The organism is uncultured Boseongicola sp., from assembly GCF_937988555.1.
GTDB lineage: Bacteria > Pseudomonadota > Alphaproteobacteria > Rhodobacterales > Rhodobacteraceae > Boseongicola.
In genome coordinates this window covers 1-17626 of record NZ_CALJXO010000094.1, presented here as the reverse complement: position 1 = coordinate 17626, position 17626 = coordinate 1, and the positions used below count along the sequence as shown (strand labels likewise).

Genomic DNA, 17626 nt, shown 5'->3' with positions numbered 1-17626 from the left:
TGTCTGATCGTGCCATGTCCCACTCACGCCGTTATTTTCCGGAAATTGAATCACAAGTCTATGCTAAAGAAAAGAAATTAATGGGTGTGCTGCCTAGGGGCGGCTGCCTACCCTATGATTTCTCGCACGCAAACTGCGAATGAAGATGGTTTGAGACGCATAAGAACATTTTGCATTTTTTTTGAGGAATTCTGTTCCCCAAAGGCAAGTTCTTGGAGAAAGCCTATTAGAATATCACTTTAACATATTGATTTAATTGGCGATCCCACGAGGACTCGAACCCCGAACCTGCTGATTAGAAGTCAGCTGCTCTATCCAGTTGAGCTATGGGACCGCTAAAGGTGTTATTGGCTTCCCGTTTCGATATTGGCAAGTCTGTTGCGCAGAAAACTCGGGCGCGTTAGGACATTGAACGGCGTTCAGGTGGGAGGTTTTTTATGGCTCATGACACAACCAAGCGGCGCGAGGCTCTGCGCACGACACTCACCGAACTTGCCGAGGCGCATGTTCGCGCTGATGGGCTGGCCTCTTTGCGCGCCCGCACTTTGGCAACGGAAGCCGGATGCGCGGTCGGTGCGATCTACAACGTATTTGATGACATGACTGGGCTGACGCTGGCGGTAAACGGACGCACGTTTCGCCGCCTTGGCACCCACGTTTCTGATGCCGTCGCCAAGGTTGCTGACACCACGCCCACCGAACGTCTCGTCGCAATGGCCGTCGCTTACCTCGAGTTTGCAATCGCAAACCCGAATCTCTGGCGTGCGCTTTTTGACGTCGAAATGTCATCGGATCGCGACGTGCCTGCGTGGTATCTCGAAGAACTCGGTCGCCTCTTTGCCATCATTGCCGGGCCATTATCCGAGTTGCACCCCGACCCGGCACCCGGCGAAATAGACCTGATGACCCGGGCGCTGTTCTCGTCGGTTCATGGAATAGTGCTGCTCGGCCTCGAAAACCGCATTTCAGCAGTCCCGCGCGAGCGCCTTGAGGGTATGATCGAATTTCTCTTGCACCGTGTAACCGCGACTTGAACTTCGTCGGTCAGCGCCGTTTAGTGAGTCCAGGCCCCCCGGCGGTTGGTTGCAAAATTCTCTCCATAGCCACCGGCACGCACATTCGGTTTTCGGGGCTTGGGGTCAGCGACTACGGCCTCAATGCCGTGATCCTTTGCATAATCCAGCGCGGCTTCCTTTGTCGCAAACCGCATCCGAACTTGGGCTTGGGTATCGTCGGAAGACGTCCAGCCCATCAGCGGATCAACTTCGCGGCCCGTGTCGTTGACATATTCCAGCACCCATTCGCGGCTTTTCGCTTGCCCCGAGGACATAGCCGATTTCGCAGGTTTGAAGATGCGCGCTGTCATAACAAGTTCCCTTTTCGCTAAATGATCTATCGCTCAAAAAGGGCTGGTGGCGCAAGGGCAGAAGACGCCTCAGATGAGTGCCAATCGGAGCACTGGGAACGAGAGATGGGTAATTCGCGCGCGGGGGCGGCAACTCGCTCAGCCGCTTCATGCAATCACTATACACGATATGCGTGAGTCATAATTTTTATTTCCTCCTTAGCTTGCGTTTCCACTTAGCGCATTTTTAGCATCAATTCTCTTCAAATTGTCAGCAGCGTCCCAGTTACGGCAAACAACGCCTTGAACCGGAACAAAAGAAGATCAAATCTGATGGACCGAAAGGAATCACCGATGTCCGCCGAACCTGCTCTTCATTCCAGTGCCTCAGGCACCCCTGCCCGCGAGAAACTCGAGGGCGGCCGCGCTTTGGTGATGCACACAGATTTCAAGCCCGCGGGTGACCAGCCGACGGCCATTGTCGAGCTTTCCGGGGGCATTAACGAAGGTGAGCAAAACCAGGTCCTGCTCGGCGCAACCGGCACCGGCAAGACCTACACCATGGCGAAAGTCATCGAGGAAACTCAACGTCCAGCGATCATTCTTGCGCCCAACAAAACACTGGCCGCACAGCTTTATGGAGAATTCAAAGGCTTCTTCCCCGACAACGCTGTGGAATATTTCGTCAGCTTTTACGATTATTACCAACCCGAAGCCTATGTCGCCCGATCCGACACCTACATCGAAAAAGAAAGCCAAATTAACGACCAGATCGACCGGATGCGCCACTCGGCCACACGCGCCCTCCTTGAACGCGACGACGTGATCATCGTGGCGTCTGTGTCCTGCATTTATGGCATCGGCTCGGTCGAAACCTATGGCGCAATGACCCAGGAGCTCATCACGGGCCACGAATACAATCAGCGAAAAGTCATGGCCGACCTCATCGCACAACAATACAAACGCAACGATCAGGCCTTTCAGCGCGGCACCTTCCGCGTGCGCGGCGACTCTTTGGAAATCTGGCCCGCCCACCTCGATAGCCGCGCATGGCGTCTGTCCTTTTTCGGCGAGGAACTCGAAAGCATTGTCGAATTTGACAGTCTCACCGGCGAAAAGACCGGTGCGATGGAAAAGGTGCGCATCTACGCCAACTCCCACTATGTCACGCCCAAACCAACGCTGAAGCAGGCCATTGAAAGCATCAAATCCGAACTGAAAATGCGCCTCGCCCAACTCGTCGACGAAGGCAAACTGCTCGAAGCGCAACGCCTGGAACAGCGCTGTAACTTCGACGTCGAAATGCTCGAAGCCACAGGCCACTGCAACGGCATCGAAAACTACTCACGCTACCTCACAGGACGCGCGCCCGGCGAACCGCCCCCCACGCTGTTTGAATTCATCCCCGACAACGCCATCGTCTTCGCCGACGAAAGTCACGTCTCGGTCCCGCAAATCGGCGGCATGTACAAAGGCGACTACCGGCGCAAATTCACGCTAGCAGAACACGGGTTCCGCCTGCCGTCCTGCATGGACAATCGTCCCCTCAAATTCGAGGAATGGGACGCCATGCGCCCACAATCGATCTTCGTTTCAGCCACACCATCCGCGTGGGAACTTGAGCAGGCCGGCGGCGTCTTTACCGAACAGGTCATCCGCCCCACAGGGCTCATCGACCCGATGATCGAAATTCGCCCGGTGGAAATGCAGGTCGACGATCTTCTCGACGAGGTCCGCAAAGTCACCCAAGACGGCTTCCGAACGCTTGTGACCACGCTCACCAAACGCATGGCCGAGGACCTCACCGAATACATGCACGAACAGGGCATCAAAGTCCGCTACATGCACTCCGACATCGATACGCTGGAACGCATCGAGATCCTCCGTGATCTCCGTCTCGGAGCGTTCGACGTCCTGATCGGCATCAACCTTTTGCGCGAAGGCCTCGACATCCCCGAATGCGGCCTTGTCGCAATCCTCGACGCCGACAAGGAAGGCTTCCTGCGCTCGGAAACTTCCCTCATCCAGACCATCGGTCGCGCCGCACGCAACGAAAAAGGCCGCGTTATCATGTACGCCGACCGCGTCACCGGCTCGATGGAGCGCGCGCTGGGTGAAACCGACCGCCGCCGCGCCAAGCAGATCGCCTACAACGAAAAACACGGCATCACACCCGCGACGATCAAAAAGAACGTCGACGACGTGATGGCCGGTTTCTACAAGGGCGACGTCGACATGAACCGCGTTACGGCCAAGATCGACAAACCGCTTGTCGGCGCAAATTTGCAGGCTGTCTTGGAGGGCTTACGCACCGACATGCGCAAAGCCGCCGAGAACCTCGAGTTCGAAGAGGCGGCGCGTCTGCGAGACGAAGTCAAACGGCTCGAAACTGTACAACTTACGATAGCCGACGACCCCCTGGCGCGACAGTCAGCGGTGGATCAGGCCGTGAGAGACAACGCGAAAGGCAAGGGCCGGAGCACAGCCGGAAAGGCCGGCCAAAAGGGGGGGAATGTGAAGCGGCGGGGCAGGTAAGCTACCTGATCTGTCTGTAGCGTTTACGCACGGCACCGACATTGAGAGGCCATTGCCCAAAGGGGAGAGTCCTGAACTGGGAGTATACGAACCTCTGTATCTGGCCCGACCCGCCGGGTTTCAGATTTGGTCACGCATTGAAGCGCTCCTCAAACATGACGCTTTTTGCGTGCGTTCATTGAAGCGTTTCCTGGACCCCACAGCGGGCTTTCAGTCTGAACCAGTACTCACTCCCAACTCCGCCCTAACCTTCTTCGTCAACCTCGCCACCGCCATCTCATAGCTCGCCACGATATGATCCCGCAAAGACGCCTCACTCAACGCCCCCACCTCGTATACTTGCACCCACTTCATCCCCCGCGACGCAAGATAAGGCGCAGGCCGTATTCCCGGCGCGTCCCGCAAAACCTCCCAGGCGATATCCCCCACCTTAAGCGTGAACGCCGAATTCCCCTCGTACCACCCACACAGCGCGATAACCTTCCCACCAACCTTCCACACATCCGCATTGCCCCACTGAACAACATGGCTAGTCGCCTTCAGCCCACCGCAAAACTCGTTGAATTCTTCGCGCGTCATCCCGCCTCCAAGGCTTGCATTCCTGATCCTACTGCGAGACGCTTGGCAAATCCAAATCCAAAGGCCCGCCAATGCCCGTCCTCGCCTTCGACCACGTCAACGTCCGCACTGCGCAACTCGACGAGATGATCACCTTTTACGGCGCCATCCTTGATCTCCACCCCGGCAAACGCCCCGATTTCGGCTTTCCGGGCGCATGGCTTTATCTTGGGGATCACCCCTACATCCACCTCGTCGGCGTCGACGGCAGTGTTGCAGCCGGACTCAACCTGAGCCTCGAACACTTCGCCTTCAGCGCCACAGGCCTCGCCGATTTCCGCGCACTTCTCGATGCGCACACCATCGATCACCGCCTGGCCGTCGTCCCTGGAATGCCCATCGTACAAGTCAATTTTTTTGATCCCGACGGCAACCACATCCACATTGATTTCGATACAGCGGAAATGGAAAGCTGACACGCACAAAGACCGGGCTATATCCCCCACATGCGCACACTCATCGCCCTCGCCCTCCTCGCGACTCCCGCCACCGCGTGGGAGTTCACCGCTTCCCCGGTCTGTACCGTTTCCCATGAAACCGCAGACGGGGCGCTGACGCTCTCCTACGACCCCCGCCTGCCCGACCCCTACGCCATCGCGGTCACCGCAAATACCCAATGGCCCGATGCCCCCATCTTTGGCATACGGTTCGACGGCCCCCGCGCGCTGACTATTACAACCGACCGCCAGATGGTTGACGGCCCAACCGTAACCGTCCGCGACCAAGGCTTCGGCAATGTCTTGAATGGATTAGAATTCAACGCTACGGCCACTGTACTGCTTGGGGACACCGCGATACCCTTCCCGCTGAACGACGCGGCCCCCGAAATTCAGCGGTTCCGCGCCTGCATCGCCGCACCCATCGCCTGACAATCACCGTCGACAGTCCAGCGCCTTGCGTGCGATGATCTGCACAAACCGCCAAGGACGTCGTCATGCCCCCTGAATTCCACCTTTTTGCAAGCGGACCACGCCCAGTAGCCCCCTTCAGCCACGCCGTTGAAACCGATGGCTGGGTCATTCTGAGCGGACAAATGCCAACCGACCCCAACGCCCCGGACGCGCCGCTCCCCGAAGGCGTCATTGCGCAGACCGCCCGCGTGATGAACAATCTCGCGCCGATCCTTTCGGAACTGGACCTCGAGCTCAGACATGTCGTCCAATGCCGGTGCTTTTTGACCGAATTCGAACGCGACTACGCCGACTTTAACGAATGTTACCAAAGCTACTTCCCCGCCGAGCGACGTCCGGCCCGAACCACCGTGGGCGTCACGGCTTTGGCGGTCGGCGCACTTGTCGAAATCGACTGCATCGCGCGCAGACCCTGACATCATGGCTCAGGATCCAGTCCGCCCCACCGACGACGATGCTCGCGCCCTTGCGCGCGATCTGATCAATGACGCCACCTTCGGCGCCCTCGGTGTCATCTGGGACAGCGCACCAATGGTTACCCGGATTGCCATCACAACCGATACAGATGGCTGCCCCATCACATTGGTGTCGGATTTATCCACCCACACAAAAGCCTTAAGAAAGGCGCCCAAAGCCTCGCTGCTTGTCGGAGAACCCGGACCCCGCGGCGATCCACTGACGCATCCCCGACTGACGCTGCAAGTAGACGCCCAATTTGTCCAAAAAACCCAAGCCCGTATAGACCGCTATCTGTCGCTTCAGCCCAAGGCAAAAATCTACATCGGCTTCACCGACTTCCATTTTGCACGTCTTACCCCCTATGACGCTCACCTGAATGGCGGTTTTGGCAAAGCGTTTCGCCTGTCCCGCGATGATTTACTATTATGAAGGCCATCGAAAACAGCGCCAAAAAGAGACCCTCCACCACGAAGAGACGGCGAAACTGCTGTCGTGATTAGCCCGTGATCATTCAGGCGTCGGAAAATGGATTTAGCGGGAGTGGCTTAAACCAGCATAAACCATGCGTTTGCTGAAAGGCTCATGCACCTACATCCGGCGTGCGCAAAAGCTGCACGCCATTGATGCGCCAGCCCTCGGTCGTTTGGATCATCTGATAATCAAGAATGTGGACGGTGCCAGCGGCATCTCGCACCAGTACCTTCTGCCACAGGTTGCCAGCAACCTCGCGCAATTCCAAAAACCGAAACTCATCCGGGCGCCAGACCATCGGATAGCCGTTCTTGACCATTGTTCCGAAATTGTCGGCGTCGCGAAATAGCATCTGAATGTTCGGCGATGCAAAGGTGAACGCCTCAGCGAAATCATCCGCCTGAAAAGCCTCGATCTGATCTTGGATTGTACCTTCGATGGCCGGTTCCGCTGGCAAAACATCAGCGGCAAAGAGCAACCCAGACCATCCGATCCAAAGCATAATTCCGAATACAAATCGACGCATGTCGCTCTCCTTTTCCGCTGCTTCTCTTTTAAAAGATACGCGGGTCAGGCGAGTTTGGTTCAAAAAATCGCCTTAGGACAGCTCGCCCGCCAACGCACGATCCATCAGGGTAATCGTCTCCGGCACCCCGTACAGCGCAATAAACCCGCCAAACCGAGGCCCCTGCGACGCGCCCAAAAGCACCTCGTAAAGCGCCTTGAACCAATCGCGCAGCGGCTCGAACCCATGCTGTTTTCCGACGGCAAACACCATCGACTGCAACTCTTCCGGATCCGCTCCACCATCCCAATCGGCAAGCCGATCACGCAAGTCCTCAAGCGCTGCACGCTCCATTTCACTTGGCGCACGAAACTCGCGCGTCGGGCGCACAAAATCGTTAAAATATCGCACCGCGTGCCCCGCAGCCTCATCCATATCCGGGTGCGTCTCAGGCGTTGCATCCGGCGCATAGCGGCCAATAAAACCCCAAAGCGTTTCCTTGTCCTTGGCACCTGAAACCGACGCCAAATTCAACAACATCGCAAACGGCACAACCATATTCGACACCGGCACTTCGCCCTGATGAATATGGAACACCGGATTGGCCAGCCGCGCCTTTTCGTCTTGATCAACGTAGGCCCGAAGCTGCTGGTGATACTCGTCCACCGCTTTCGGGATCACATCGAAAAATAACCGCTTCGCCGTCTTCGGCTTTTGATACATGAAATACGACAGGCTTTCGGTCGAGGCATAGGTCAGCCATTCGTCAATCGAAATGCCATTGCCCATCGACTTCGAAATCTTTTGGCCAATCTCATCAAGGAACAATTCATAGGTGAACACCTCGGGCGCACGGCCCCCAAGCACCCGACAGATGTTGGAATAAATAGGCGTGTTCGGCGCGTGCTCCTTACCGTAGGGCTCGAAATCCACACCCAAAGCCGCCCAGCGCGCGCCAAAATCCGGCTTCCACTGAAACTTTACATTCCCGCCTGTCACCGGAAGCGTCGTCTCCGTGCCGTCCTCGTCATCAAAGGTGACAGTGCCGTCCTTGGCATTCACCTCTTTCATTGGAACATACAAAACCCGGCCCGTCGTCGGGCTGATCGGCAGGAAAATCGAATAGGTCTGCTGGCGTTCTTCGCGCAGGCTTTTCAACATCACGGCCATCAGATCATCGTAACGCTCGCACGCCAGCAAAAGAGTTTCGTCAAAGCGCCCCGAGGCATAAAATTCTGTCGCCGAATAGAATTCGTAGTCAAACCCGAACGTGTCCAGGAATCGCCGCAACATCGCATTGTTGTAATGACCAAAGCTGTCGTACTCACCGAACGGATCTGGAACGCGCGTCAAAGGCCGCTGCAAATGCTCGCGCAGCATCTCGGGGCTCGGCACGTTGTCCGGCACTTTGCGTAACCCGTCCATATCGTCCGAAAAACAGATAAGCTTCGTTGGAATATCTGACATTACCTCAAATGCACGCCGCACCATTGTCGTGCGCAGCACTTCGCCAAATGTCCCGATATGCGGCAAACCGGACGGACCATAGCCCGTTTCAAACAGCACATAACCCTTCTCAGGAGGCACTTTTTCATACCGTTTCAAAATGCGCCGCGCCTCTTCAAAGGGCCAGGCCTTAGAGGTCATTGCTGCATCTATTAAAGCGGTCATCTCACATTTCCTTCACTGATTGCGCACGATACCGTCACGCAAGGCTCGCTACCTATTGCGGGCCGGGTATGTCGTCAATAAAATCAAAGGGAAATCCGAAAAAGGAATGCGCTTTGTCTTTGCTCCCCAATGACTACACACCGGCCGATACGCTGGTGGCGATCATGATCACGATCTCAGCCTCTGACGAAACCATCCGCACGTCGGAACTCGTCACGATCGAGCGTATTATCAATCACTTGCCCGCTTTCGCCGACTTTGACATCGCGCGTCTGAAAGACATCTCGAACGGTGTTCTCGACCTCTTCGCCGAAGAAGACGGGCTCGACATTCTCTGGGAGGGCGTGCGCGCCACGTTGCCCGAGCGATTGTTCGAAACCGCCTATGCGATGGCCTGCGATGTGGCTGTGGCGGACGGAAAAGTGCTCGAAAGCGAACTTCAGATGCTTGAAGATATGCGTCATGAGCTGAATATCGACCGTCTCAGCGCGGCCGCCATCGAACGCGGCGCGCGCGCGCGCCACATGGTCGTCTAGGACCTCTCGAACTGGCGTGCCCACTCCGACAAAAGTCGTTTTTGCAGGCGCCGCGAGCGGTTCGCCCAAGTCCTTGATCCAGGTGGTCGCTCGCGTTGCTCCGTCGGGATCGAGTCCCGTCGCTGTTTGTCTGCCGTCAGAATCGCAAACACCAAGCGGCGACCGCTTTTGGTATACATGTACCCAACCAGCGCACTGACAAAGTTAAGCGTCCCCGTCTTGGCGACCGCCGACACACCCGCCATGGGCTTGCCGTCTGTGCGATTGGGATCAGGAACCGAGAGCGACTTCATCAACGGCTCAACGCCCTCGCCTTGCCGCAGAATTTCCAACATATCACGCGCGCTGATCTCGGAATCGTACCCAAGCCCGGAATGGTCACGAAACGTCATGCGCCGCGTGCCAAACTGTGTTTCGGCCCACCCCGCCATGCGCGAACCTGATCCGACCAAGTTCCCAAGCGGCACGTCATTCACAAGGCTCGACGTCATCCCAACAGCTTCCGCCGTGATATTCGTCGAATACCGCATCATCCCCGTCAGGATTTGATCCAACGCATCGCTTGGGGCCGCACCGACAACCCTGCCAACCGGCGCGGTCTGCGACACCTGCGGAAAGGGCAGTTTCAGCCCATTCAGTCGCGCCACCGATCGAAATGCATCCCCTGCATAGAGGGCTGGAAAGCGCACAGGCAGCCACCGCGCGCCCGCCTTCTTTCCAAGCGATCCTCGCGCAACGCTCCAATAATCAGCCGTCATGCCCTTGCGGTATTCGTACACCGGCGAGGACCGATCCACCATTTGCATCCGCGCCACGTTCGTTTCAGGCGAGTATCGTAGCGATCGCGCCTGCATCGTAATGTTGATCTTCTCGCCTTCCGGAATCCACTCAAAGTGAACCCGGTTGAAATTAAGGTTCAGCCCCCCGTAGGACGGATTATACGCCACCACTTCGGGCTGATCCGCATCAATCCGATCTGCCCGCGGCAGCGCGTCAGCCCAAACCAGAAACCGCCCCGATATCCGCGAAATACCGGCTTCAGCCACCACCTTCGACAGGTCCGCAAGCGCATCACTCGTCAACGTCGGATCGCCTCCGCCGACAAGGCAAAGGTCTCCCTTCAACTCACCATCAACGATCTCACCGTCCGCAAAAACCCTTGTTTCAAAACGAAAATCCGCGCCCAGACGGTCAAGCGCATAAAGCGAGGTCACGGCTTTCAATGTGCTTGCAGGCGGCATCGGTCGTCCCTGCTGGCGCATATCCAGGATTTCACCGGTTTGCGCATCGGCCACAGCGAAGGTAACTGCACCCACAACACCCGATTTCGCCACCAGTTCATTCGTCCGCCCATCGCGGGGCGTCGCCACTCCACGGGGCGGCGGACGCATGGTCGACAACGGGGCCTCTGCCAAAGCGGCATGCCCGGCGGTAGCTGCAAGTCCAGTCAAAATGGCGCGGCGAGAGGGGGTGCTCGTCATAAGACGTGTTATCCGGCGGCTTGGTCAGTCAGGCAAGGTTTTCCTCGGCTCACATGTCATTTTTGTGGCCCCGAACATTCACTTTTTCGTAAATTTGACGTTGTCAGCCCGAAGCGCCGTCGAACTGATCGGCATCATTGGCACATTCACAAAGCACCAAGCCGGCGCCTCGCAACCCGCCAAAATACCCGCCTCCCGCGATCTCAGCTTTGCCGAGCGGAACTGCCGCGCAGCAGGTGACATCCGCGCCGAAATCCGGTCCCCAGGCCGCGCCAGAACACCGATTGGTACCGTCTCGAAAATCTCCCGCCACCGGTCCCAGCGGTGAAACCCCGCCAGATTGTCCGCACCCATCAACCAGACGAAATCCACACCTTGATACCGCTGTAACAAGCCGTCCAGCGTCGCCGCCGTAAACCGTGTACCCATCCGCGCCTCAAGGTCCGTGATCCGCACACGCGGATGCTGCATGATCTGACGTGCCAAGGCCAACCGCTCGCCCAAAGGCGCCGGTCCGCGTGTCTTCAAAGGATTGCCCGGAGACACCAGCCACCAGACCTCATCAAGCTGAAATCGCTTCAGCGCCTCGCGCGAAATATGTACATGCCCGGCGTGCGGCGGATCAAACGACCCACCCAACAAGCCGATGCGGCGACCGGCATCCGCAACGGGCCAGCCCTCAGCCATGCCGCACCCGACCAGCCATAAACGGCCCTGCCCCGGCTGCAATCGTTCCAGTGATTTCAAGCATTTGCCTCATATCACCGACCCTTGGCCACCCAAAGTCATTTTGTCAATTCCCGGCGATTGCGCCGTAAAAACCCGCTAAGGCCTAACCGCCGCGATAACTTCTATCTCCACCTTGAATTCTGCCCGTGTGAACCCGCTCACGATCATCAACGTCGATGCGGGCAAACGCACGACATCCGCAAGCCACGCATCCCGCGCCGCCATATAGGCGGCCATAAACGCGCGATCCGTCACAAACGCGCTAATCCGCACCACATCGTCCCGCCCGGCCCCGGCCTCGGCAAGAATTGCATCTATATTGCTGAGACAAATATCTGCCTGCGCCCGCACAGCGTCGGGCACAGTACCGTCCCGCGCCAAACCCAGCTGCCCCGAGGTAAATACCAGGCGACACCCCGCAGGCACCTCGACCCCATGGGCATAGCGCGCGAAGGGCGGCGCAATCGTATCTGGCACAAGTGTCTTCATGCGCAGACGGTGCAATGGGTTTTGGACCAGTGCAAGGGATAAACTTTCCGAACTTTAAGTGCCCGAAGCATGGGCGAATCGCACATAGGTGCGTAATGATTGTGCAAAGCGGTCTGAGGGGGCTGTCGAATGAGGCGATCCAAATTGGAAGCCCGGCCTGGTTCCTCGCATATGACTAAAGACAAAAACCTGGAGGTGAGGATGTCCAATAAATTGAAAATCGCCGGAGCAGTTGCTGCTGCCCTGACCGGCACAAGTGCCTTTGCCGGTGGCCACTTGACCGAAGTCTCTTTCGGCACAAACTGGGTCGCCCAAGCAGAACACGGCGGCTTTTACCAATCCGTCGCTGACGGCACCTACGAGGCCTGCGGCCTTAGCGTCACCATTCTGCCCGGTGGCCCACAGGTGAACAACCGCGCGCTGATGTTTGCCGACCGCATCCAGTTCCACATGGGCGGCGATTTGCTGCAAGGATTTAGTGCAGCACAGGAAAAGATTCCCGTGGTGAACGTGGCTGCAATCTTCCAAAAACACCCGCAAGTCATCGTGGCCCATCCCGAAAGCGCAAGCAGCTGGGAGGATCTCAAAGACCTGACCCTGCTGATAGGCGACAACGGCTACCAGTCCTACTACCAGTGGATGATCGCAGCCCATGGCTTCACCGCAGAACAGCGCCAGCCCTACACATTCAACCCGGCACCGTTCCTTGCGAACAAGGAAGTCGCGATGCAGGGCTATCTTTCGTCCGAGCCCTACCTTGTTGAAAAAGAAGGCGGTTTCACACCCAGTGTCTTTTTGATCGCAGACGCGGGATACTCGTCTTATGCAACCACGATCGAAACCATGCAGAAAACCATCGACGAAAGCCCCGAAGTGGTCGAATGCTTCGTCGAAGGATCGATCAAAGGCTGGTATAACTTCCTTTACGGCGACAATGTCGCCGCGATGGAACTGATCAAAACGGCCAATCCTGAAATGACCCAGGACAAGATCGACTTTGCCATTTCCAAATTGAAGGAATGGGGCATCGTGGATTCGGGCGATACAGAAACCATGGGTATCGGCGTGATCACCGACACCAAGGTGTCCGACTTTTACAACAAACTCGTAGAAGCCGGTGTGCTTGAAGCAGGTCTCGACTACTCGGCAACCTACACGACGCAATTCGTCGGCAAGGGCGTCGGGCTCGACCTGAAGTAAGCCACATCAGACCAACAAGCCCGGTCGCTGACACTAGCGGCCGGGCGTTTTCTTCACCCGAGGTAGCCAAATGGCCTTACCCATCGATCAGCGCCCAACCCTGCTGACTATGAGTCACGTCGAAAAGACGTTCAATGGTGACGTGGTAGCCCTGAAAGACATGAACCTGGCCGTGAACGAAGGTGACTTCGTCTCGCTTCTCGGACCGTCCGGCTGCGGCAAGTCCACCGCACTCCGGTTAATCTCGGGCCTCTTGCCCCCCACGCGCGGCAAAATCGCCTGGGACGGCGGGCGCAATGCCGACGACCTCGGCGTCGTCTTTCAGGAACCAACTCTGATGCCGTGGGCAACTGTCGCCCAAAACGTCTGGCTCCCGTTCCGCCTCAAAGGCGTGCCGTACAATCAGGTCCGCGACGAAGTCCTTGAAGCCCTGAAACTCGTCGGCCTCGACAAATTCCAGAATGCCTACCCACGCGAGCTATCCGGCGGCATGAAGATGCGCGTCTCCATTGCCCGCGCCATGGTCACCAAACCGCGCCTTATCCTGATGGACGAACCCTTCGCAGCGCTGGATGAAATCACCCGCTTCAAACTGAACAAGGATCTTCTGGCCCTGAAGGCCGCGATTGACTGCACGGTGATCTTCGTCACCCACTCGGTCTTCGAAAGCGTGTTTCTATCCGATCGCATCGTTGTCATGGCCGCGCGTCCGGGCCGCGTCATCCACGAATTACACGTCGACACCCCCTACCCACGTGACGAAGATTTCCGCACGTCGGCCGAATACGCCGTCCACACCCGCGCCACCTCGGACGCGCTCCGCGAGGCGATAGGAGAAGCGGCATGAGCCTCACCGAAACCGGCCCTGTCCCGGCCCCCGCGATCGACGAAGAAGAAGCCGCGCGTGCGCGCCAGGACCGCATCAACCGCATCGCCAAATGGACGCTGCCCTCAGCCGTGATGTTTTTCACAATCCTCGCCTGGCACCTCTACGTCACGATCAACGACATCCCGCACTACGTCCTGCCCGGCCCTGTCCTGGTTGCACAATCCATTGTCAACGACTGGAACCTCTTGTGGCCCGCAATGGTGCTGACCTCGCGCCTTACTCTCCTCGCCCTCCTCTTCGCCATCCTCGGAGGCGTCACCCTCGCCGTCGCCTTTACACAGTCCCGCTGGGCCGAAATGTCGTTCTTTCCCTACGCGGTGATCCTGCAGGTGACACCCGTCGTCGCCGTCGCCCCGCTTTTGCAAATCTACGTCGACAGTGCCTTCGTCGCCGCCCTGCTGTGCGCATGGATCGTGGCGTTCTTCCCTATTCTGTCGAACACCACCATCGGCCTGAAATCCGCCGACCATAACCTGCAGGACCTTTTTACCATCTACGGCGCAAGCCGCTGGCAACGCCTGCGTTACCTCGCAGCCCCCTCCGCCCTGCCGTTCTTCCTCGGTGGCCTCAAAATTGCGGGCGGCCTCGCCCTGATCGGTGCGGTGGTTGCAGAATTCGTCATTGGACGCGCCGGCACCGGCCTCGGCCTTGCCTCAACGCTGCTCGAGGCCTCCTATCGCTTCAACTTTGGTCGCCTCTATGCCTCGCTGATCCTGATCTCAGCTATGGGCGTCGTCATCTTCGCCGTCACCTCGACCATCAGTCACCTCATGCTGCGCAAGTGGCACGAAAGCGCATTGAAACGCGACTGATGGGCCCATTTCGCAGTATACCCGACGGCAATGTCACGCTAATGAACGTCACCGTTCCGGGCTTCCTCATTGGTCGCCCGGAAGACCTCGTCACGACCTACCTCCACCTCAAAAACGGGCGCATTTCCGACACCGGCGGCATCCAGATCGACATGGGCCGCGCCATGGTTTTTCCCTGTTTCACCGACATGCACACCCATCTCGATAAGGGCCACATCTGGCCCCGCGCCGCGAACCCAGACGGTACATTTTACGGCGCACTCACCACTGTCAGCACCGACCGCGCCGCGAACTGGACCGCCACAGACGTCGCCGGCCGCATGGAATTTTCATTGAAATGTGCCTACGCCCACGGCACCAAAGCGATCCGAACGCACCTCGACTCGATCCCGCCGCAAGACGACATCTCATGGCCGGTCTTCGCAGAGATGCGCGCCAAATGGGCCGGCAAGATCGACCTTCAGGCCGCCAGCCTCATCGGCTGCGAAAGTTTTGAAAATATTGCAACCGACTATGCCGCAACCGCCGACATCGTCGCCGCAAACGGCGGGGCCCTCGGCATGGTCACCTATCCAGTCGCAGACCTGAAACAACGCCTCACCGATTTCTTCATCCTCGCCGGAAACCGCAGCCTCGAGGTCGACTTCCACAGCGACGAAACCATGGACCCCGAAAGCGAAACCCTGCGCGCCATCGCCGAAACCGTGCTTGAAACCGGCTGGGACAAACCCGTCACCATCGGCCATTGCTGCTCGCTGTCAACACAATCCGACGCCCGTGCCATGGACACCATCGACCTTGTCGCCAAAGCAGGGATCAACATTGTCAGCCTGCCGCTCTGCAATCTCTACCTTCAAGACCGTCACGCAAACCGCACACCGCGCGGGCGCGGCATCACCCTTATCCACGAAATGAAGGCCCGCGGCGTCAACGTCAGTTTTGCCAGCGACAACACCCGCGACCCCTTCTACGCCTACGGTGATCTCGACATGATCGAGGTCATGCGCCATTCGACCCGCATCGGCCACCTCGACCACTCTGATGCCGACTGGACCCGCGCATTCACCACTAACCCCGCCGCCGCTATGGGCCTCGACACACCGTCCCTCGCACCCGGCGCGCCCGCCGATCTGGTGATCTGCAACGCCCGCGACTGGAGCGAACTGTTCGCGCGTCCCCAATCCGACCGCATCGTCCTGCGCGCGGGCCAGAAAATCGACACGACGCTTCCCAATTACAAAGACCTTGACCACTTGATGGAGACCACCTGATGCAAGACCGTATCGCTGCCGCCAAGGCCGCCCTTGCCCATCTCGACATCGAAGAAAAAGACAGCGCCATCAAAGCGGCAAGCCGCGACTTCTTCTGGTATTCGCCGGTCCTAAAAGACCGCCTTGACCATGTCACCGCCGACTTCGTCGTGCGCCCCAGAAACGAGGCCGAGGTCATCGAGATTCTCAAGGCCTGCTATGCCCATGATGTCCCCGTCACGACGCGCGGCTCTGGCACCGGAAACTATGGTCAGGCCATGCCACTGGAAGGCGGCTGCGTCATGCATTTGCGCCACATGGACAAGGTTCGCGAAATTCAGCCCGGACGCGTCATTTGCGAACCCGGCGTGCTCCTCAAAGACGTCGACGCCGCCTGCAAAGACCACTCCGGCCAGGAGCTCCGCATGTTCTCCTCCACATGGGCCACCGCCACCATCGGTGGCTTCATCGCGGGTGGCTCGGGCGGCGTCGGCTCCTGCACATGGGGAAGCTTGCGCGACCTGGGCAACATCATCCGCCTGCGCGTCGTCACCATGGAGGCCGATCCCCGCGTCGTCGAATTCCGCGGCGAAGAAATCGCCCGCGTTTCCCATGCCTACGGCACCAACGGCATTATCACCGAAGTCGAAATGCCGCTGGCCCCGGCCTATGACTGGGTCGAAATGTTCGTCGCCTTCGACAATTTCATGGAGGCTGTTCACTACACCGAACAGCTCGCCAAAGAAGACGGCATCCTCATCAAACTGGCCAATATCTTCGAGGCTCCCGTCGCCCACGACTACTTCCAGCGGGTGAAACCCCACGTTGACCCCGGCACGAACCTTGTTGGCCTCATGGTCGCGCCGCAGTCAATGGATGGCTTCCAAACCTTCACAGGCCGCCGACCCGAGGCAACAGTGATTTACCGCAGCGACGACAACAATTGGGAGCGCGGCCCCGGCCCGGTCTTTGAATATGGCTGGAACCACACGACACTGCGCGCTCTCAAGGTTGATCCCTCTGTGACCTACCTGCAGGTGCGTTTCGGTTATCCAAACCATATCGAATTGATCGAGCAAATGCGCGATGCGCTGTCGCCCGAGGTGCTGCACCACCTGGAGGCCTTACGCGAAAACGGCAAAGTCATCTTCGCAGGCCTCAGCCTTGTGAAATTCACCACCGAAGAGCGCCTAAACGAGATCGTGAAAATCCATGAAGACGCAGGCGCCATGGTCTTCAATCCGCACCGCTACACGCTGGAAGAAGGCGGGCGGCAATCCGTCGATGATCGCCAACTTGCCTTCAAAAAGGAATCCGATCCAAAGGGCCTGCTGAACCCTGGTAAGATGATCGCGTGGGATGACCCGGATTTCTCCTTCGACGACATGTACGCCTATCCCAAACTCCAACCCTTAACCGAAGCCTAAAGGCGCGACCGTATGCACCGACGTAATACCGACGGAATACCGACGGCTTGTCGACGTCTCATTTCTGACCGTTTTGAGGGTCAGAAATGACCCGCGCACTCGTTCTTTACGCCCACCCCTGCGACGACAGTTTCGCCGCCGCGCTGCATCAAAACGTGGTCCAAACCCTGACCGATCGCGGCTGGGACGTCGACGATTGCGACCTGTACAAGGAAGGCTTCGATCCGGTCCTATCAGACGCCGGCCGACGCGGATACCACGAGGAACCCAGCAACATTGAACCGGTCAAAGACTACGT

20 protein-coding genes and 1 tRNA gene are annotated in these 17626 nt (G+C 58.0%); 13 read left to right on the top strand and 8 right to left on the bottom strand.

Features of this window, described 5'->3' with window-relative positions:
* Window positions 1-257 precede the first annotated feature (257 nt).
* Window positions 258-334: transfer RNA gene (locus tag Q1B15_RS05295), tRNA-Arg, on the bottom strand.
* A 103-nt stretch (window positions 335-437) separates the two neighbouring features.
* Between Q1B15_RS05295 and Q1B15_RS05290 the strand changes: the two genes are divergently transcribed.
* Window positions 438-1034, top strand: coding sequence for a TetR/AcrR family transcriptional regulator (locus Q1B15_RS05290; RefSeq protein ID WP_299751205.1), 597 nt, complete (start codon window positions 438-440; stop codon window positions 1032-1034).
* A 20-nt stretch (window positions 1035-1054) separates the two neighbouring features.
* On the opposite strand, the gene Q1B15_RS05285 is transcribed toward Q1B15_RS05290, so the two are convergent.
* Window positions 1055-1366 carry an ETC complex I subunit gene (locus Q1B15_RS05285; protein ID WP_299751203.1) on the bottom strand — a complete coding sequence of 104 codons (312 nt, stop codon included), beginning with the start codon at window positions 1364-1366 and terminating at the stop codon, window positions 1055-1057.
* 333 nt (window positions 1367-1699) lie between these two features.
* Between Q1B15_RS05285 and uvrB the strand changes: the two genes are divergently transcribed.
* Window positions 1700-3880 (top strand): excinuclease ABC subunit UvrB, encoded by a 2181-nt coding sequence (uvrB, locus tag Q1B15_RS05280; RefSeq protein WP_299751200.1) that lies wholly within the window; start codon window positions 1700-1702, stop codon window positions 3878-3880.
* 210 nt (window positions 3881-4090) lie between these two features.
* On the opposite strand, the gene Q1B15_RS05275 is transcribed toward uvrB, so the two are convergent.
* Window positions 4091-4459, bottom strand: coding sequence for an MmcQ/YjbR family DNA-binding protein (locus tag Q1B15_RS05275; RefSeq protein ID WP_299751197.1), 369 nt, complete (start codon window positions 4457-4459; stop codon window positions 4091-4093).
* Between the two features lie 71 nt (window positions 4460-4530).
* Between Q1B15_RS05275 and Q1B15_RS05270 the strand changes: the two genes are divergently transcribed.
* From Q1B15_RS05270 to Q1B15_RS05255, 4 genes are all read left to right on the top strand, one after another.
* Window positions 4531-4914, top strand: a complete 384-nt coding sequence (locus Q1B15_RS05270; RefSeq protein WP_299751194.1) for a VOC family protein — start codon at window positions 4531-4533, stop codon at window positions 4912-4914.
* Window positions 4915-4944: 30 nt separating this feature from the next.
* Window positions 4945-5367 carry an excinuclease ABC subunit B gene (locus Q1B15_RS05265; protein ID WP_299751191.1) on the top strand — a complete coding sequence of 141 codons (423 nt, stop codon included), beginning with the start codon at window positions 4945-4947 and terminating at the stop codon, window positions 5365-5367.
* Window positions 5368-5432: 65 nt separating this feature from the next.
* Complete coding sequence (locus Q1B15_RS05260) at window positions 5433-5825, top strand: RidA family protein (RefSeq protein WP_299751189.1); 393 nt, start codon at window positions 5433-5435, stop codon at window positions 5823-5825.
* On the top strand, window positions 5791-6297 hold the full coding sequence (locus Q1B15_RS05255) for a pyridoxamine 5-phosphate oxidase (RefSeq protein WP_366141678.1): 507 nt from the start codon (window positions 5791-5793) through the stop codon (window positions 6295-6297). Before Q1B15_RS05260 ends, Q1B15_RS05255 begins: the two co-directional genes overlap by 35 nt.
* Window positions 6298-6448: 151 nt before the next feature.
* Here the strand turns inward: Q1B15_RS05255 and Q1B15_RS05250 are convergent, their stop codons facing one another.
* Together Q1B15_RS05250 and Q1B15_RS05245 are read right to left on the bottom strand one after the other, a co-directional pair.
* Window positions 6449-6865 (bottom strand): DUF4864 domain-containing protein, encoded by a 417-nt coding sequence (locus Q1B15_RS05250; RefSeq protein ID WP_299751186.1) that lies wholly within the window; start codon window positions 6863-6865, stop codon window positions 6449-6451.
* Between the two features lie 72 nt (window positions 6866-6937).
* Window positions 6938-8515 (bottom strand): lysine--tRNA ligase, encoded by a 1578-nt coding sequence (locus Q1B15_RS05245; protein WP_299751183.1) that lies wholly within the window; start codon window positions 8513-8515, stop codon window positions 6938-6940.
* A 113-nt stretch (window positions 8516-8628) separates the two neighbouring features.
* On the opposite strand from Q1B15_RS05245, the gene Q1B15_RS05240 reads away from it, so the two are divergent.
* Entirely contained in the window at window positions 8629-9051 is a 423-nt protein-coding gene (locus tag Q1B15_RS05240; RefSeq protein ID WP_299751180.1) for a tellurite resistance TerB family protein, read from the top strand.
* Here Q1B15_RS05240 and dacB read toward each other — a convergent pair.
* From dacB to Q1B15_RS05225, 3 genes are all read right to left on the bottom strand, one after another.
* Window positions 9048-10532 carry a D-alanyl-D-alanine carboxypeptidase/D-alanyl-D-alanine-endopeptidase gene (dacB, locus tag Q1B15_RS05235; protein WP_299751177.1) on the bottom strand — a complete coding sequence of 495 codons (1485 nt, stop codon included), beginning with the start codon at window positions 10530-10532 and terminating at the stop codon, window positions 9048-9050. The two genes, Q1B15_RS05240 and dacB, sit on opposite strands and share 4 nt — an antisense overlap.
* Before the next feature lie 78 nt (window positions 10533-10610).
* Window positions 10611-11219 carry a nicotinate-nucleotide adenylyltransferase gene (locus Q1B15_RS05230; RefSeq protein ID WP_299751208.1) on the bottom strand — a complete coding sequence of 203 codons (609 nt, stop codon included), beginning with the start codon at window positions 11217-11219 and terminating at the stop codon, window positions 10611-10613.
* Between the two features lie 138 nt (window positions 11220-11357).
* Complete coding sequence (locus Q1B15_RS05225; RefSeq protein WP_299751174.1) at window positions 11358-11750, bottom strand: RidA family protein; 393 nt, start codon at window positions 11748-11750, stop codon at window positions 11358-11360.
* 201 nt (window positions 11751-11951) lie between these two features.
* Here Q1B15_RS05225 and Q1B15_RS05220 point away from each other — a divergent pair, with 201 nt between their 5' ends.
* The 6 genes from Q1B15_RS05220 to Q1B15_RS05195 form a co-directional block, all read left to right on the top strand.
* Window positions 11952-12950 (top strand): ABC transporter substrate-binding protein, encoded by a 999-nt coding sequence (locus tag Q1B15_RS05220; RefSeq protein ID WP_299751171.1) that lies wholly within the window; start codon window positions 11952-11954, stop codon window positions 12948-12950.
* Window positions 12951-13020: 70 nt separating this feature from the next.
* Complete coding sequence (locus Q1B15_RS05215) at window positions 13021-13797, top strand: ABC transporter ATP-binding protein (protein ID WP_299751168.1); 777 nt, start codon at window positions 13021-13023, stop codon at window positions 13795-13797.
* A complete protein-coding gene (locus Q1B15_RS05210) occupies window positions 13794-14651 on the top strand; it encodes an ABC transporter permease (RefSeq protein ID WP_299751166.1) in 858 nt (285 codons plus the stop codon). The genes Q1B15_RS05215 and Q1B15_RS05210 overlap by 4 nt, the downstream gene beginning before the upstream one ends.
* A complete protein-coding gene (locus Q1B15_RS05205; protein ID WP_299751163.1) occupies window positions 14651-15922 on the top strand; it encodes a cytosine deaminase in 1272 nt (423 codons plus the stop codon). The genes Q1B15_RS05210 and Q1B15_RS05205 overlap by 1 nt, the downstream gene beginning before the upstream one ends.
* Complete coding sequence (locus Q1B15_RS05200) at window positions 15922-17328, top strand: FAD-binding oxidoreductase (RefSeq protein WP_299751160.1); 1407 nt, start codon at window positions 15922-15924, stop codon at window positions 17326-17328. Before Q1B15_RS05205 ends, Q1B15_RS05200 begins: the two co-directional genes overlap by 1 nt.
* Window positions 17329-17414: 86 nt before the next feature.
* A partial coding sequence (locus Q1B15_RS05195; protein ID WP_299751157.1) for an NAD(P)H-dependent oxidoreductase occupies window positions 17415-17626 on the top strand: 212 nt, incomplete at its 3' end.

Coding starts and splice junctions, on each gene's coding strand:
- Q1B15_RS05285 (WP_299751203.1), bottom strand. CDS start 1,366: ATGACAGCGCGCATCTTCAAACCTGCGAAATCGGCTATGTCCTCGGGG.
- Q1B15_RS05265 (WP_299751191.1), top strand. CDS start 4,945: ATGCGCACACTCATCGCCCTCGCCCTCCTCGCGACTCCCGCCACCGCG.
- Q1B15_RS05220 (WP_299751171.1), top strand. CDS start 11,952: ATGTCCAATAAATTGAAAATCGCCGGAGCAGTTGCTGCTGCCCTGACC.
- Q1B15_RS05205 (WP_299751163.1), top strand. CDS start 14,651: ATGGGCCCATTTCGCAGTATACCCGACGGCAATGTCACGCTAATGAAC.
- Q1B15_RS05230 (WP_299751208.1), bottom strand. CDS start 11,219: ATGGCTGAGGGCTGGCCCGTTGCGGATGCCGGTCGCCGCATCGGCTTG.
- Q1B15_RS05200 (WP_299751160.1), top strand. CDS start 15,922: ATGCAAGACCGTATCGCTGCCGCCAAGGCCGCCCTTGCCCATCTCGAC.
- uvrB (WP_299751200.1), top strand. CDS start 1,700: ATGTCCGCCGAACCTGCTCTTCATTCCAGTGCCTCAGGCACCCCTGCC.
- Q1B15_RS05260 (WP_299751189.1), top strand. CDS start 5,433: ATGCCCCCTGAATTCCACCTTTTTGCAAGCGGACCACGCCCAGTAGCC.
- Q1B15_RS05215 (WP_299751168.1), top strand. CDS start 13,021: ATGGCCTTACCCATCGATCAGCGCCCAACCCTGCTGACTATGAGTCAC.
- Q1B15_RS05210 (WP_299751166.1), top strand. CDS start 13,794: ATGAGCCTCACCGAAACCGGCCCTGTCCCGGCCCCCGCGATCGACGAA.
- Q1B15_RS05290 (WP_299751205.1), top strand. CDS start 438: ATGGCTCATGACACAACCAAGCGGCGCGAGGCTCTGCGCACGACACTC.
- Q1B15_RS05275 (WP_299751197.1), bottom strand. CDS start 4,459: ATGACGCGCGAAGAATTCAACGAGTTTTGCGGTGGGCTGAAGGCGACT.
- Q1B15_RS05270 (WP_299751194.1), top strand. CDS start 4,531: ATGCCCGTCCTCGCCTTCGACCACGTCAACGTCCGCACTGCGCAACTC.
- dacB (WP_299751177.1), bottom strand. CDS start 10,532: ATGACGAGCACCCCCTCTCGCCGCGCCATTTTGACTGGACTTGCAGCT.
- Q1B15_RS05250 (WP_299751186.1), bottom strand. CDS start 6,865: ATGCGTCGATTTGTATTCGGAATTATGCTTTGGATCGGATGGTCTGGG.
- Q1B15_RS05245 (WP_299751183.1), bottom strand. CDS start 8,515: ATGACCGCTTTAATAGATGCAGCAATGACCTCTAAGGCCTGGCCCTTT.
- Q1B15_RS05225 (WP_299751174.1), bottom strand. CDS start 11,750: ATGAAGACACTTGTGCCAGATACGATTGCGCCGCCCTTCGCGCGCTAT.